Origin of the sequence: Vibrio sp. HA2012 (assembly GCF_002812955.1) — a bacterium.
In the GTDB taxonomy this organism is placed as follows: Bacteria; Pseudomonadota; Gammaproteobacteria; order Enterobacterales; family Vibrionaceae; genus Vibrio.
The window spans coordinates 1-15,540 of the sequence record NZ_PFXK01000003.1; the positions used below are offsets into that span (position 1 = coordinate 1).

Genomic DNA, 15,540 nt, shown 5'->3' on the forward strand with positions numbered 1-15,540 from the left:
CAGCTGCATTCCAAAACACCGGGTCACCCTGAATACGGTTACGCACCGGGTATCGAAACCACAACCGGTCCTCTGGGTCAGGGCATTACTAACGCGGTTGGTATGGCGATGGCTGAACGTGCTCTGGCTGCACAGTTCAATCAGGCCGGCCACGATATCGTTGACCACTTCACCTACGTATTTATGGGTGACGGCTGTCTGATGGAAGGGATTTCCCACGAAGCGTGCTCTCTGGCCGGGACACTGGGTCTGGGTAAACTGATTGCGTTCTGGGATGACAACGGTATCTCTATCGATGGTCATGTTGAAGGCTGGTTTGCTGATGATACGGCGAAGCGTTTTGAAGCGTACGGCTGGCATGTTATCCCGGCGGTCGATGGCCACGACAGTGCAGCCATCAACGCAGCGATTGAAGCGGCAAAAGCGGAAACCGGCAAGCCGACACTGATTTGCTGCAAAACCATCATAGGTTTTGGTTCGCCGAACAAATCCGGTTCACACGACTGTCACGGTGCGCCTCTGGGGCACGATGAAATTGCGGCTGCCCGTGAATTCCTGGGCTGGAAACAGGCTCCGTTCGATATCCCTGCTGATATCTATGCGGAATGGGATGCGAAAGAAGCCGGTGCGACCAAAGAAAACGCATGGGATGAGAAGTTTGCGGCTTATGCGGCGGCTTATCCTGAACTGGCGGCTGAATTTAAGCGTCGTGTGAATGGTGAACTGCCGGCAGAGTGGGAAGAAAAAGCGAGCGCATTTATTGCAGACCTGCAGGCTAATCCCGCCAGCATCGCGTCACGTAAAGCGTCGCAAAATACGCTGGAAGCGTTCGGTAAGTTACTGCCTGAATTTATGGGCGGCTCAGCTGACCTGGCACCGTCTAACCTGACCATGTGGTCCGGCTCCAAATCGCTGACACATGACGACTTCTCCGGTAACTACATCCACTACGGTGTGCGTGAATTCGGAATGACCGCCATCATGAACGGTATTGCCCTGCACGGTGGTTTTGTGCCTTATGGTGCGACCTTCCTGATGTTTATGGAATACGCGCGTAATGCCCTGCGTATGGCGGCGCTGATGAAGGTACAGAACATTCAGGTGTACACTCACGACTCTATTGGTCTGGGTGAAGACGGTCCGACACACCAGCCTGTAGAACAGATGGCTTCTTTGCGTGTGACACCAAACATGAGCACATGGCGTCCGTGTGACCAAGTGGAATCGGCGGTGGCATGGAAATACGCCATTGAACGCAAAGACGGTCCGACAGCACTGATTTTCTCTCGTCAGAATCTGGCGCAGCAGGCTCGTGATGCCGAGCAACTGGCGAACATCGGCAAAGGGGCGTATGTACTGAAAGATTGCGCGGGCAAGCCAGAGCTTATCTTTATCGCAACAGGTTCAGAAGTGGAACTGGCTGTTGAAGCCGCAGCTAAGCTGACGGAAGAAGGCAAAAACGTACGTGTTGTGTCTATGCCATCAACGGATGTGTTTGATGCACAGGATGCGGCTTACCGCGAATCTGTACTGCCATCGGACGTAACAGCCCGTGTTGCGATTGAAGCGGGTATTGCTGATTACTGGTACAAGTACGTGGGTCTGAACGGCCGTATCGTGGGTATGACCACCTTCGGTGAATCCGCACCGGCAGGCGAGCTGTTTAAGCGGTTCGGCTTTACTGTTGAAAATGTTGTTGAAAAAGCAAAAGAAATTCTGGCTTAATGTAACCCAAGTATATTACTAGTCTAAACAAAATCCCCCTTTCCTTGCATAAGGTCAGGGGTTTTTTTCATCTGGGGGTGATTATCAAAATGTAATAAAAAAGGTTATTTTGTTCGCAGATAAATCAGCCAGTAACCCAGTCCGACAAACAGTCCGCCACCAATAATATTACCTATCGTGACAGGAATTAAGTTGTGAACCACAAAAGTAGCAACATTCAGATCAGCAAATTCTGCCGCTGTTGTACCCGTTGCCTGCCAAAACTCCGGAGACGCATATGTTTTAATAGCAATACCCATAGGAACCTGAAACATGTTGGCAATACAGTGTTCAAACCCTGAAGAAACAAACATGGCAACTGGCAGGATCATGATCAGAACTTTATCTGTCAGACTTCGTCCACTGAATGTCATCCATACAGCAATACAGACCAAAACATTACACATAATTCCCAATGCTACCGCAGCCCAGAAATCATGGTGCATCTTATGCTGTGCAATGTGCATCGTATTAATTCCAACCTGCCCGTTATCAAACATATATTGTTTAGACAGCAGCATAATACCAACCAGCAGCATAGCCCCGATAAAGTTACCCAGATAAACCACTAACCAGTTAAGTCCAAGATTTTTCCAGCTTATTTTACCACTGGCACGGGCAACCACTGTTAAGACCGAGCTGGTAAACAACTCACCACCTGTCACCACAACCAAAATAAGACCCAGACTAAAAGCCAGTCCGCCGATAAAGCGGCTCATACCCCAGCCCATGCCTTCACTACCGGTAGTAATCGTTGTGTAAAACACAAATGCAATACCGATATGCACACCTGCTGTAATGGCAAGCAGTAGCGACTTCACCGGGTCTTTAGTCGCTTTACCTACCCCCGCCTCTGCCGCTCTTTCCGCCATTTCCGGCGGTAATAACGAATCAAATTTATTCATAGCTCTCGTAAAAATGTGATTATAGTTTTGTGCGCGGATAATCCTCCTATCACCTGCTTTTTGCAAGTGAATTTTTATTCTTGTTTATGCTTTTTCCTATGGCATTTTTCAGCAATATCATCTTGTCCGAAAGCAAATAAAATTTCGTTGAACAGATATCATGAGATTACTGCAATATATGCCTATATAAGTGTTATCGGGGATTGAGGGGATCGAGGGGATCGAAAATGTATCGTGGCGGGAAAGACTTTCTGTGGCACAAATAACTCTTTTTTATTCAGCAACTTTTGCATACAAGTAAACAGATACTGACTCATTTCCTGATAATTCTGCTCCACAGAATCAATCGCAACCGGCAGACAATCCAGAATGGTGTAGTTGTCAAAAGTAGCGATTCGGATCCCGGCATTCAGGCCATTATGCTCTGTCAGATAACGCAATACGCCTTCAAGGATAGAATAAGACGCGGTAAACAGAGCCTGCGGAAAGCGTCCTAGTTGTTCAACGCACTCTTGCATCATTAAATAGCCGGATTCCGGTTGGTAGTCCCTGTGAAAAATATATCGGGGATCATGCGTAAATCCGGCATTAGCCATCCCTTTAACATAACCATTAAAACGATCCTGTCCCGGAGAAAGCGCAGATAAACCGCCAAAATAAAAGCATTCTCCTCCAGTCCCTTTTACCAAACGCGTTATGACGGTTTCAGTTGCGGCTTCTGCATCCGTCACGACATAAGGAAGCATCGTCCCATCCATGCGACGGTCAAACAAAATAACCGGAATAGTTTTGTTTACCTGAATATAAAACGTGTCATCAGACATTGAACTGGCAACCATCAGCAAATCAACCTGTCGTGCTATCAGGCTATCTACAGCCCGTAACTCTTCTTCTGCAGCATCTTCAGAAGAGGCTATCAATACCTGATAACCTTGGGTACGACACAATTTTTCTAGCTCTTTCGCTATCGTCGCAAATCCCATATTGGTCAGATCCGGAATAACCAGACCTATGGTATAGGTACGTTTAGATTTTAAAGCCCGGGCATACAGGCTAGGTGCGTAATTGTTTTCTGATACTACTGCCATGACTTTTTCTACGGTCTCAGGGGCGATTCTGTGCTTTTCTGCATGCCCATTCAAAACAAAACTGACCGTTGACTTTGAGACTCCTGCTAACTCAGCAACTTCTGCAAGTGTCATTTTTTTCTTCACGACATGTATCCTCTACTTATACCTGAGTGGTACCGTTCAGCCATCTCGGTATCAGATACTACCTTTGCAGAATAAAAAAAACCACTATAGAGCATGACCACACTCACGCCCTATAGTGGTTAGTAATCTACCATAAATGGTGTTTATTAATATTAGTGTTGTTTACTTTATATCGCTTCTATTTATGAATTTTATTCAGTTGCCACTGACGTTGTTAGCCAAAATTGATTTAAGCTTAACTGCTGTAAGTGTCATACAAGTCAGTAATAATAACAACCTGCGGAATCTGACAGGTTTATCAGTTCATATCAGGTTTCCGTATCATTAGAAGTGATCTCCGGATGAATATAACCTAATAAAATGGCTTTGCTGATCGCTTGATACCGATTTGCTGCCTGTAATTTTTTTGTAGCATTATCAATATGAAAGAATACAGTTCTTTCAGAACAGTCCAGAATTTTGGAAATTTCCCAGGTCGTCTTTCCTTCTGCCGCCCACAAAAGTGCGCTGTTCTCTCTGGGCGTCAGGGAATTAAAATTAGGGCTGTACCCCACAAGAGCCACAATTCGTGAAAATGCAATAGGTGCAATGATTTGTGCCCATAACATAACCTTACTGATGGTTTCATCAGGAATATCCGCAACCGATTTCCGGGATGAAAAGCTCAGCATGCCGAATTCACCACGGCTGCCATGCACTGGGACACTCATTCCACTGCATAAACCGGCACGGGCAGCATCCTTAAAGAATTTCAGTTCTTTATTATTTGAAGAAGCATTAATAATCTGATGCCAATGGATGGGATCCGTGTTCTCAAAGCAGTGTTTCACGACCGGATCGACATTCGCCAGGTTGTTGGCATCATAGTATTCTCTCCAGTCTGTCGGGTAATTGTTATAAATGAGAACCTTACTCCGGGCGACCGACTCGGGAACAGACAAACCAAGCAAGTAAAAATCATACTCAAAGAACTGCGACAGAGACAGCAATTCCAGTTCAATTTTGGCTATCGAATCAGCTTCAGAGATAGTTTCAATACACTTAATTATTTTTTCCATTACATTACACCCTAAGCGCTGATTTTAGTAGCTTTATGGACTGTATCAGAATTTACTAAACCAATGGAAGAAACGGATCGCACATTACGTTCGTCCGATCATTTTATATACACCATCTGGATAGTTATTCCTCACCTCAATGTAAAATACAGAACCAATTTCAGCGCACTTACACACATATCAAAGCAGTGAACTCGTATTCTTAATGTGCTAGCCATAGCAAAAATAATAATCAGTTCTGATATTTATAGATTTCTGTCGCAAATATCAGGATATCTGTAATGAACGCATTAACAATCAATAAATTATATGAAGTAATAACAGAAGCAAACTCTTGCAAAGATCTGAACAAATTAGAGAATACAATAATAAAAACTCTAAATATTATTGACTATGAATATTATCTGATAGGTATATCCATACCCACATCAATAACAAAATCACATTCAGGAATCATTAATAATTATCCTCATGAATGGCGTGATATTTATGAGAAAAATAACTTTAGAAAAATGGACCCTGTTTTTCTATATAGCATAAAAAATCATAATCCCATTCTATGGTCAGATCCATATATTAAAAGTTTCATCAGTCAGTCGAAAAACAATATAAATATTATGGAAGAAGCTAAAAAATATAATTTAATTGAAGGAATAACAATTCCAATTCATTCATCAGGTGGTACTTTCGGCATGTGCAGTTTTGCTAATTCAGGACAGAAATCCGGCTGCCAAGAGATGGCCATTATTGCATCACAAACTTTATCACCCGTCATTGTTGACTGTTTCTGTCATGATCCCCTTTTCGCTACTCATTTTCCTGAACCGGTTAAACTTACAAGCAGAGAACTAGAATGCCTGAAATGGTCTGCTGAAGGTAAATCGGCGTGGGAAATATCGAAAATAACCAGCTGTTCTGAAAGAACTGTTGTTTTTCATTTAACCAATATCTGTGAGAAATTAAATGCGACCAATAAATACCAAGCTATCAGTAAAGCCATTGTCACAGGAATAATTAACCCACAAGTATAAGCATATTGTACCCTAATTGTTTAGGGTACGATCTCGTTTATAAAATCTCATATCACCAATAAATAATTATAGCACCTGTAAGATATTACAGTTGGAAAATTTAATTTATCAGACAAATATAAACCTTATTTAATAAAGGTACCTTGTCATGATTAATATCGAATGCAAATGTAAAACAGAACTGTCTAATCAGGAGTATGATGAGTTGCTGACTTTACGCTATCGGGTATTTAAACAGCGCCTGAACTGGGATGTAGATGCAGAGGATCAACATGAATCTGATAACTATGATCACCTGAATCCAACATACTTGCTTGCCAGAAATGAGCAACAGATGATTGGCTGCTGGAGGATCCTGCCGACTCGTGGAAATTATATGCTCAAAGACACCTTCCCACAGTGTCTGGGCGGAGAAAAAGCCCCGGAGTCGGAATCTATCTATGAACTAAGCCGTTTTGCTGTTGAAAGGAATCAGTCATCCGGAGCACACTATACTCCCGGAACTGTAACGATGGAGATGTTTAAAGCCATCTATCTCTATGGAGTTCAGCACTCAATCAGCCACTATGTTACCGTAACCTCTACCGGGGTTGAAAAACTGCTTAAACGTATAGGATTACCCCATCAGAGATTTGGAAGCAGCGAAGTCCATACTCTGGGAGATACAAAGTCGGTCGGTTTGCTGATCCCCGTGGATCAAGCTTTCAGACAATCTGTAGGGCTCGCCTGACACAGCCCCATACATAGCCCGGCTTATTTCAGCCGGGACAACGACCACTATCGGTTAGTAATTCTGATCCATAATTGTATGCCGTTCATGATGATACGCCTCTTCATTTTTCCCGCGTCGCCAATACGGAATGGCATACAGATTCTGTTTAGTCAGACCAAACTGTTTTACCAGATAACGCCGACACTCTTTTACACTGCTGTTTTCTCCAGCGATGAATCCTGAAACAGAGGCAGTATTATCCGGCACAGTTACTGTTGAGATACCATTTGCAAGACAGTATTCCGGACGGGTAAAGTCAATTTCAATCCAATGAATATTAACGCCGGGAGGGTGCTCAAGCTCATGCACTTCAGCCAAAGATTCCACTTCAATAAACACTTCACCTCTAGCATCATCCGATAACTCTTCCAGAATCGCACTCACTGCAGGTAACCCGGTTAAATCACAGGCCAGAATATGCCAGTCCGCAGGTTCCAGCATCGGATCCGGACCACCGGGACCAATCAGGCCCAATTTATCTCCCGGTTTGGCATTGACAGCCCAACCGGATCCCGGACTTACCAGTCCGTGGTCAACAAAATCGATATCCAGTTCTTCCTCATCTTTCCGGAACTTCCGTACGGTATAGGCTCTTGCTACCGGCTTATGTTCCGGCCAGATAACCGTATCTGTTTCCCTATCCCTTTGTGGAAGCTGTAAAATACCGGACTCCTGATTAGGCAAAAATATTTTCAGATGTCCTGCACCACATTTTTCAGGAAAATCTTTCAGATCATCACCGATAAATGTAATTCGCAGCAAATGCGGTGATACCCGGGTTTTTCTGACACATTCGATCGTCTTAGGGGTGATTAAATTACGTGACTGCTGACTCATTGCTTCTTTTCTCCTAGCAGGCAGATACATAGATAAAAATAAACCGAGGCTCAGCCCGAACTCCCGGTTTTAAAGGCATATACGCTCAGTTACATGCGATAAGTAGCGCTCAGACCAAATGTTCTTGGTTGCCCCACTGCGGTACGCTGCATACTGCTGTTAAAGTTATGCAGATAAGCGACATCTTCGTCTGTCAGGTTTTTAATATAGCCACTCAGAGTAAAATCACCGATAACGTATTCAATACGTGCATTAGAGATAACATAATCACCCGCCTTGTATTCTTCCGTATTATCAAGATCCGAGTAGTATTCTCCGACATAATTCACATCAACCCCCAGCATAAACGCTGCATCAAAGTACTTGGTCAGACCAACAGAAATATTCGTGTGCGGCGCACTGGGAAGCTCATTACCGGATGAAGTTACATCACTGCTGTCCACTTCAGACTGTAGTAAGCCCAAAGAACCATTCAGGATCAGGCTGTCCGAAGCCCAATATGTTCCTTCCAACTCAGCCCCATAAGTATGGGAAGAATCGATATTGTATATCTGGAATGAATCAACAGCCTGATAACCGGTATAGTCGTTATAGAACAGATTTGCCTTAATTTCGGCATGGTCAAACGCAGAAACGAGCCCTGTTTCATAAGCAATAACGGTTTCCCGATCATAGGTATAGTAGTCATAAGACAGATTGACCGCTTCACTGCCGGCATTATAGCCCTTACGCACCGATGCATTCATCGACGTATCTTTTGTCAGTGCGTAAATAACACCCAACTTAGGCAGGAAAATATTCTCATCGTAGTCAGATGACTCATCATTAAACATTCGTTCCACTTTTTCTTTTTCCAAACGCGCACCTGCAACCAGTTTCCAGTCAGGATTCATGGCGTAAGTTGTATCAGCGTAAAGTGCAGAAACCGTTGTGGTACCGAAAGAGTCAAACCGACCGATAACACCAAGCTCCTTATCAGTGCGTGAAGCGAACAATCCGACTACCCCGGACAAGTTTGCTCTAGGTGCAGAAAACAGCACCCGGTTTTCCAGCGTGACATTCTCTGTGTAGTTATAGATTTCCATAGAACGCGTATATTGACTGATGTCTATATCGCTTTTCAGATAGCTTAAATGAAATGTATTAGATATTTTCTCTGAAAACTCATAATCAACATCAGAAGCGAAGGAATAAGATTCGCTATCCTGAATACGCGCATTATAGAGCGAAGAATCAAGAGTCAGAGTTTCATCTGCATAATCGTCTTCATTAACCCAGTTCAGATATTCGCCTTCATTAATGTGATGATTCAGCGTCAATTTAGCCGATAGTTTTGCATTGGGTTCCCAAAGCAATTTGGCTCGTGTATTCACATTTTTGGAATCATCCAGATCAGGAGAAGAACCCAGCTCATCATTGGTATCTGCGTAATTGATCCAGCCTTCCCCATCGGTTCCATCCACAGCCAGTCTGAAAGCTAATTCATCGTCAATAATCGGTCCCGATGTCATCACAGCCAGACTGTTTTTTACATTACCATTCTCATAAGTTTCCAGGCCAACCCTGACTGCATTTTCCCAGAGGTAAGTCGGGTCTTTAGTGACGACAACCAGAGCTCCACCAATTGAGTTCGTCCCCTGAATCGTTGATTGCGGTCCCCTATACACCTCAACCTGCTCTGCATCCCACAAATTGTTCGGCGTATTGTTATGTCCGGCCCATGTCTGAGTAACACCATCCACTACAGTCGAAACTCTGGCTCTTGCACCAGTGTAAAATGCCACACCACCGGTAGCTGCACCGGCACCATCAATACCACGAATACTGATAGCACCAAAACCACCAGCCACAACATTAGGTACTGCCGTAACCAGCTCGTTTACCGTTTTAGTTTCTCCACTCTGAAATTGATCATCAGTAATAACAGAAACTGCCGATGTGGTATCTTTCTGATTCTTAGCTATCTTTTCCCCCACAACAGTAATGGTATCTATACGACTGACTTCCGTATCCTGAGCCATAACAAATCCGGCAGGTAAAGCGCTGCCAAGTATGATACCAACACTCACTGCAAGTTGAGTCACCTTTAAAGGATGATAAGATCTCATTAGTTTGTCCTTATTCATTGGTTTTATTCCGGTAAATAATTTGCCATCCAGCAAAGTGCGGATCATATTGATAATTATTCTCATTATCAATATGTATTTACTGAAGCGTTACAACTAAAAAGAACAAGTTATTACTATTAGTTATTAATCAATTGGTTATTAAGCGGTTAACTATCAGACGATTAGCTACTAAACGATTTTCCCCAACGTCCATGAGGAATAGCCAGCGGTGTGTCGCTAACTGGATCGCTGATAATGCTACATTCGAGGTTAAATACATGCCGAACCATCTCTGCACTCATAATATCATTCGGTTTTCCTTCTGCATGAATCGCTCCATCAGCCATGACCAGCATATGGTCTGCATAGCGGCAAGCCTGATTCAGATCATGTAAAACAGCCACAATGGTATAGGCCTTTTCCCGGTTCAGCTCACTTAATAATTCAAGCAGTTCTATCTGATGAGCAATATCCAGATACGTCGTGGGCTCATCCAGAAACAAAATTGGTGTCTTTTGTGCCAGAACCATCGCAATCCATGCTCTCTGCCTTTGCCCTCCCGACAACTCTTCTACCTGCCTTTCTGCCAGATGCTCAATCCCTGTGACTTCCAGTGCTTCCTTTACCGCAATCTCATCGTCAGGGCTCCACTGCTGAAACAAATGCTGATACGGATAACGCCCTCTGGCCACCAGATCAACCACTCTGATACCATCCGGAGCCTGTACATTTTGTGGTAATATACCTACCTGGCGAGCGAGTTCTTTCGCCGGCCAGTGAGCTATATTTTTCCCATCAAGAGTAATCTGCCCAATATGCGGTGTCAGTAGGCGGCAAAGTGTGCGCAATAATGTCGATTTTCCACAACCATTAGGTCCGATGATCACGGAAAACTTACCGTCAGGAATAACAATATTCAGAGATTCGAATACCCGGGAAGACTCGTATTCGACGTGTAGATCAGATGCGATAAGCCTATCCTGTTTCTGTTGCTGCTTATTAATAAGAAAACTCCTTATTGTCATAATAATCAGAGGTTATCTGTACGCCGTAATAACCAAATCAAATATATCCCACCAACCAGACCGGTTAACTGTCCTATAGGTAATGTAAATCCTAAAGGATTCAGTTGGGCAATGAGATCGGCCAGAACCAATAATAATGATCCCATCAAGGCCGAGCCGATAACAGGGATTCTTCCGGACTTCACCACCCGTTTAACCAACTGAGGCGCAGCAAGTGCGATAAAAGCTATCGGACCGGCGGCTCCGGTTGCCAAAGCCGCTAATATTACAGCCGATAAAAGCATACCAAAGCGGACACGTTCAACCCGGATCCCAAGTTGAAGTGCCATGTCATCTCCCATTTCGATCATCTGCAAGGCTCTGATCTGAGTCAACATGAATGGAATGACAAGAGCAATCCCCAATACAACTGGCAATGCATGTTCCCATGTTCTACCGTGCAGCGACCCTGCCAGCCATAGATTTGCTGTGATTGCCTGATCAATATGTCCTTTAACTAACATCAACCCGTTTAGTGCACTTAAAATAGCGCCGATACCAATACCAACCAGTATCAGCCGATATCCTCCGGCAATTCCGCCTTTACGAGATAATAAATAAACCGTCACAGAAGTCAGGATCCCCCCGGCTACAGCAGACAAAGCAACAAACAGAGAATGCTGCTCAAACAATATGATCTGAATTAATGCTCCAGTAGCAGCACCAGTGGTAAACCCAATAATATCCGGCGAGCCCAGAGCATTTTTAGATACTGACTGAAATACCGCCCCGGAAATACCCAAAGCAGCGCCGACAAAAAGAGCCGTTACCAGACGTGGTAAACGAATGTTCCATATAATGCGTTCTTCAATACTTCCGGGGCGATTACCAAGCAAAATATCCATCATATGCGCCAGACCGATCTCAAATCGGCCGATACTGAGCAGATAGACTGATAGGCAGAGGATCAGAAAGCAAAGAACAACAACCCATTTCACTTCCTTAAATGAACAGAGAAAAGAGTAACCCCGATAACGGAATACATGCTCTCTTAGCGGTAATGGCCGGCTGCTGTTATTCATAGCTGTGCAATCTTCCATCTTCTGACCAGGAACACAAAGAAAGGTCCGCCAAGTAATGCCACCATGACACCAACACTGATCTCATTCGGGTAGCCGATCACTCTGCCCAGAGTATCGGCAACAACCAGTAACAGGGCTGAAATCAACATGGAATAAGGCAGAAGCCACTTATAATCAGAACCGACGATTACCCGGGCTATATGAGGTGCTGTCAGACCAACAAAACTGACCGGTCCGGCAGCCGCCGTAGCGGCACCGGCCAGAATAACAATAGCCATAGATGCCCCGAACCAGAGTTTTCTCTGATCAATACCCAGAGAACGGCTAACATCTGCGCCCAGAGAAACGGAATTCAGTTCTTTCACCAAGGATAAAGACACCACAACGCCACAGATAACCAGACTCAGAACCGGATACAGTACCCTATAATCCCGCCCCTGTAGTGAGCCAATCACCCAATGGCGGAATTGATCAAAAACCTGTTCTTCACTATTAAGAGTAATAATATGCGTGCAGGCAAACAGAACCACCGACAATGCTGTTCCTGCCAGAACAACTTTCACCGGGCTGCTACCGTGATTGAGATCTGCAAGCAGATACACAGCCCCGCCTGCCAACGCCGATCCGGCAATACCAAACCACATATACTGACTGGTATCGCTAATCCCAAAGGCTGCTATCCCCGTTACAATAGCCAAAGTGGCACCGGCATTGATCCCCAGTAATCCAGGTTCAGCAAGCGGATTACGCGTCAGTGCCTGCATAACCGCTCCGGCACCACCAAGCGCAACACCAACGACGACACTTAAAATACTTCTGGGCACCCTGAGATAATGCACTAAAAGATGTTCGGTATTGGTCGGCTCATAAGCAATAAGTGCCTGCCAGGTTGTTTCTGTATCAATATCACGGGTGCCAATAAAAATACTGCCCACCGCACACAGCACAATCAATGCGCTCAGAAGCATCAGTCCGACACCCGGAGTCAACCGGCTGAATGAAGCTTTATTTCTTATGCACACAGTAAACATTGTTATTCCTGATTACCGGTGCACTCTGAAATAATCGGAAACCGTATCGATTATTTCCAGAGCACTAAAATAATCGACCCTGAACGAATTCAGACCAAGACCATATACCTGCTTTTTTTTCACCGATGGCATATTGGCCAGTACAGGATCATTCATTAACTTATTTGCTTTATTCTGATCAGCGACGATAAGAAATGTAACCGGGGCTTTCAACAGTGTCAGATTCTCATAATGTGCTCTGACAAAATCATTCCGTTTATCTTTATAGGTTTCCCAACTGGGATCGGGGCCTTCGATTTCAAACCCCAACGTCTTTAGTAATTGTGCATGCGGGCTACCAGTTTTAGCGATAGGATTAACAATACCCGCCCCGTGATAACTGATGATATTTGCCTGTTTATCCGGCAGAGAGAGCTGATTTCGTATTTTATCAAGATACTCATCAAAATCAGCGATCACGGCTTGAGTGCTTTCCTCCATTCCCATCGCTTCACCCAAACGAGTAGCAAGTTTCTGCCAGGTCTGTTTTCCATAATCCACCATAATTGTCGGAGCAATCAGACTCAGAGCTTCCATCTGTTCTTTCGCCGAATCTCCACCACTGTAGGACACTATGATTAAATCAGGAGCAACAGAATACACCATCTCAAGATCAATACTTCCGGCAGGCCATAACTTATCTAGCTGTCTCTCTTCTGCTGTAGATTTCCACTGTTGGAAAAAATCCCCTCTTCCGTCAGAAGCACTCGCTACCAGAGGCGCATTAATCGCAAGTAAAGTTCCTGTTACAGTAACACTGGTAGATAAAATACGTTTCGGCTTTTCAGGGATCACCGTAACGGATCCATCCGCATTAACAAATTCTCTGGGCCAGTATCCGGAAAGTTTATCCTGCGCCTGTAGAGGAAAAGACAAAACCAGTATTATATAAAACACAACTCTAACGATAATCATACGCATTACCATTCAACATTAATGCGTGTATGCTAGCACAAAATGTTTTTTATAAAAGTCTTTCTTATCAGTACCTACGCTAAGCCTCCGCCAGTTAGCAATATGGGTTCCCTGTCTTTATCGGGATCAAGCGTTTGATATACATCCGTGCATTAAGGTAGAATCGTCGGCTTTTGGGTATTGATGTAGTTCCATTGGCTAAAATGTGAGCAAAATATAATACATAATAAGGGACTAATTAAGGCATAACATTGTCTTATAACAGCATAACCCTGACAGACAGAACACACTGTAAATTCAAGGAGTATTGATGCAATTATTAGAATCTTTCTTTGGGATAGTCGGAGATCTGACCTGGGGATGGTCACTGGTACCATTCCTCGTAATATTTGGTCTGTTCTTTACTATCGTCACTGACTTTGTTCAGTTTCGGTTTTTTAAACGCATGTTCCGCGTTTTACTGACTAAAAACCAAACCGCAGGTAAAAACGCCATTTCCGGCCGTGAAGCACTTTTATTATCCATTGGTGGTCGCGTTGGTGGCGGTAATATTGCCGGAGTCGCGGTTGCTATTACGCTGGGTGGTCCGGGAGCTGTTTTCTGGATGTGGGCAATTGCCCTTGTTGGAATGGCAACCAGTCTGATCGAATGCTCTCTGGCACAGTTGTATAAACGTAAAGAAGAAAGTGAATTTCGTGGTGGTGCAGCCCGTACGATTATCCATGGCCTGGGTGAAAACTACCGCTGGCTGGCCTATTTGTATGCCATATCCCTTATTGCTTCTTTCGCCTTCGGATTCAATGCATTTCAGGGCAATACTGTAGCCGGTGCCGTTCAGGATAGCCTTGGGATTGACCGTATCTACACCGGTGTATTTCTTGCCGTTGTTGTAGGCTTTATCATTTATGGCGGTATCCATCGCATTGCTAAAGTGGCTGATGTTGTTGTACCCGTTATGGCAATTGCTTACATCGCTATCGCTTTACTGATCATTCTTATGAATATTACCGAGCTACCAGCGGTGATCACCTCTATCGTTAAAAATGCATTCGGTATAGAAGAAGCCGTTAGTGGCGGTATGGGCGCAGCACTGGCACAAGGTCTGCGTCGGGGGCTATTCTCTAACGAAGCAGGGCTGGGATCAGCACCAAACGTAGCAGCAACAGCAGATGTATCCCACCCTATCAGTCAGGGGATCACACAATCTCTTTCTGTATTTATCGACACGATCATCGTTTGTAGTTGTACTGCTTTCGTTATTCTTCTGGGTGATGTCTATGTCCCTGGAGCCACTGGTGTTGATGGTGTTGTTCTGACTCAGCAATCTCTGGTTTCACATTTGGGTAACTGGGCTCAGTATTACCTGACCGGTGCTATTCTGCTGTTCTCATTCAGTTCTGTTATCTACAACTACTACCTCGGTGAAAATGCACTGACGTTCATGTCTCAAAGCCGACTGTCCGTTCACATATTGCGTATTGCGGTAGTAGCGATTGTATTTGTCGGTGCTGTTGCCCCTGCAGCAACATCCGTTTTCTTCTTTTCCGACCCAATGATGGGCGTTCTGGCTATTATTAACCTGCTGGCGCTAATCATGCTGTTCCCGACAGCCATGCGCATTCTTCAGGATTACCGGGAAAAACTGAAAGCAGGAGCCGAACATCCGGAGTTCAATCCGGATGAGTTCCCTGATCTGGATATTGACCGTACTGCATGGGTTACAAAAAAATAAGGTACGTTAATCAACAGATAAATTAAAACAAAAATCCCCCCATCAGAT

At 44.4% G+C, this 15,540-nt stretch carries 13 protein-coding genes; 4 read left to right on the top strand and 9 right to left on the bottom strand.

What is annotated here, in order from left to right:
* Positions 1 to 1,725 (top strand): transketolase (gene tkt, locus CSW98_RS06265; RefSeq protein WP_100799627.1); only part of this gene is annotated, 1,725 nt, incomplete at its 5' end.
* A gap of 104 nt (positions 1,726 to 1,829) precedes the next feature.
* Here tkt and focA read toward each other — a convergent pair.
* The 3 genes from focA to CSW98_RS06280 form a co-directional block, all read right to left on the bottom strand.
* On the bottom strand, positions 1,830 to 2,669 hold the full coding sequence (gene focA / locus CSW98_RS06270) for a formate transporter FocA (RefSeq protein WP_100799628.1): 840 nt from the start codon (positions 2,667 to 2,669) through the stop codon (positions 1,830 to 1,832).
* Positions 2,670 to 2,851: 182 nt separating this feature from the next.
* A complete protein-coding gene (locus CSW98_RS06275; RefSeq protein WP_100800023.1) occupies positions 2,852 to 3,871 on the bottom strand; it encodes a LacI family DNA-binding transcriptional regulator in 1,020 nt (339 codons plus the stop codon).
* A 320-nt stretch (positions 3,872 to 4,191) separates the two neighbouring features.
* Positions 4,192 to 4,941, bottom strand: a complete 750-nt coding sequence (locus CSW98_RS06280; protein WP_100799629.1) for a LuxR family transcriptional regulator — start codon at positions 4,939 to 4,941, stop codon at positions 4,192 to 4,194.
* A 281-nt stretch (positions 4,942 to 5,222) separates the two neighbouring features.
* Between CSW98_RS06280 and CSW98_RS06285 the strand changes: the two genes are divergently transcribed.
* Both CSW98_RS06285 and CSW98_RS06290 read left to right on the top strand, forming a co-directional pair.
* A complete protein-coding gene (locus CSW98_RS06285; protein ID WP_100799630.1) occupies positions 5,223 to 5,972 on the top strand; it encodes a helix-turn-helix transcriptional regulator in 750 nt (249 codons plus the stop codon).
* Positions 5,973 to 6,120: 148 nt separating this feature from the next.
* Positions 6,121 to 6,702, top strand: a complete 582-nt coding sequence (locus CSW98_RS06290) for an acyl-homoserine-lactone synthase (RefSeq protein WP_100799631.1) — start codon at positions 6,121 to 6,123, stop codon at positions 6,700 to 6,702.
* Between the two features lie 54 nt (positions 6,703 to 6,756).
* Here the strand turns inward: CSW98_RS06290 and CSW98_RS06295 are convergent, their stop codons facing one another.
* The 6 genes from CSW98_RS06295 to fepB form a co-directional block, all read right to left on the bottom strand.
* Complete coding sequence (locus CSW98_RS06295) at positions 6,757 to 7,581, bottom strand: siderophore-interacting protein (RefSeq protein WP_100799632.1); 825 nt, start codon at positions 7,579 to 7,581, stop codon at positions 6,757 to 6,759.
* Positions 7,582 to 7,670: 89 nt separating this feature from the next.
* Positions 7,671 to 9,689 carry a TonB-dependent receptor gene (locus CSW98_RS06300; RefSeq protein WP_198517291.1) on the bottom strand — a complete coding sequence of 673 codons (2,019 nt, stop codon included), beginning with the start codon at positions 9,687 to 9,689 and terminating at the stop codon, positions 7,671 to 7,673.
* A 182-nt stretch (positions 9,690 to 9,871) separates the two neighbouring features.
* A complete protein-coding gene (locus CSW98_RS06305) occupies positions 9,872 to 10,714 on the bottom strand; it encodes an ABC transporter ATP-binding protein (RefSeq protein WP_100799633.1) in 843 nt (280 codons plus the stop codon).
* A 5-nt stretch (positions 10,715 to 10,719) separates the two neighbouring features.
* The gene (locus tag CSW98_RS06310) at positions 10,720 to 11,793 is read right to left on the bottom strand and encodes a FecCD family ABC transporter permease (RefSeq protein WP_443083654.1); all 1,074 of its coding nucleotides are present in this window, start codon (positions 11,791 to 11,793) and stop codon (positions 10,720 to 10,722) included.
* The gene (locus CSW98_RS06315) at positions 11,772 to 12,806 is read right to left on the bottom strand and encodes a FecCD family ABC transporter permease (RefSeq protein WP_100799635.1); all 1,035 of its coding nucleotides are present in this window, start codon (positions 12,804 to 12,806) and stop codon (positions 11,772 to 11,774) included. The genes CSW98_RS06310 and CSW98_RS06315 overlap by 22 nt, the downstream gene beginning before the upstream one ends.
* Before the next feature lie 12 nt (positions 12,807 to 12,818).
* Positions 12,819 to 13,766, bottom strand: coding sequence for a Fe2+-enterobactin ABC transporter substrate-binding protein (fepB, locus tag CSW98_RS06320; protein WP_100800025.1), 948 nt, complete (start codon positions 13,764 to 13,766; stop codon positions 12,819 to 12,821).
* 304 nt (positions 13,767 to 14,070) lie between these two features.
* On the opposite strand from fepB, the gene CSW98_RS06325 reads away from it, so the two are divergent.
* On the top strand, positions 14,071 to 15,492 hold the full coding sequence (locus tag CSW98_RS06325; protein WP_100799636.1) for an alanine/glycine:cation symporter family protein: 1,422 nt from the start codon (positions 14,071 to 14,073) through the stop codon (positions 15,490 to 15,492).
* Positions 15,493 to 15,540: the final 48 nt, after the last annotated feature.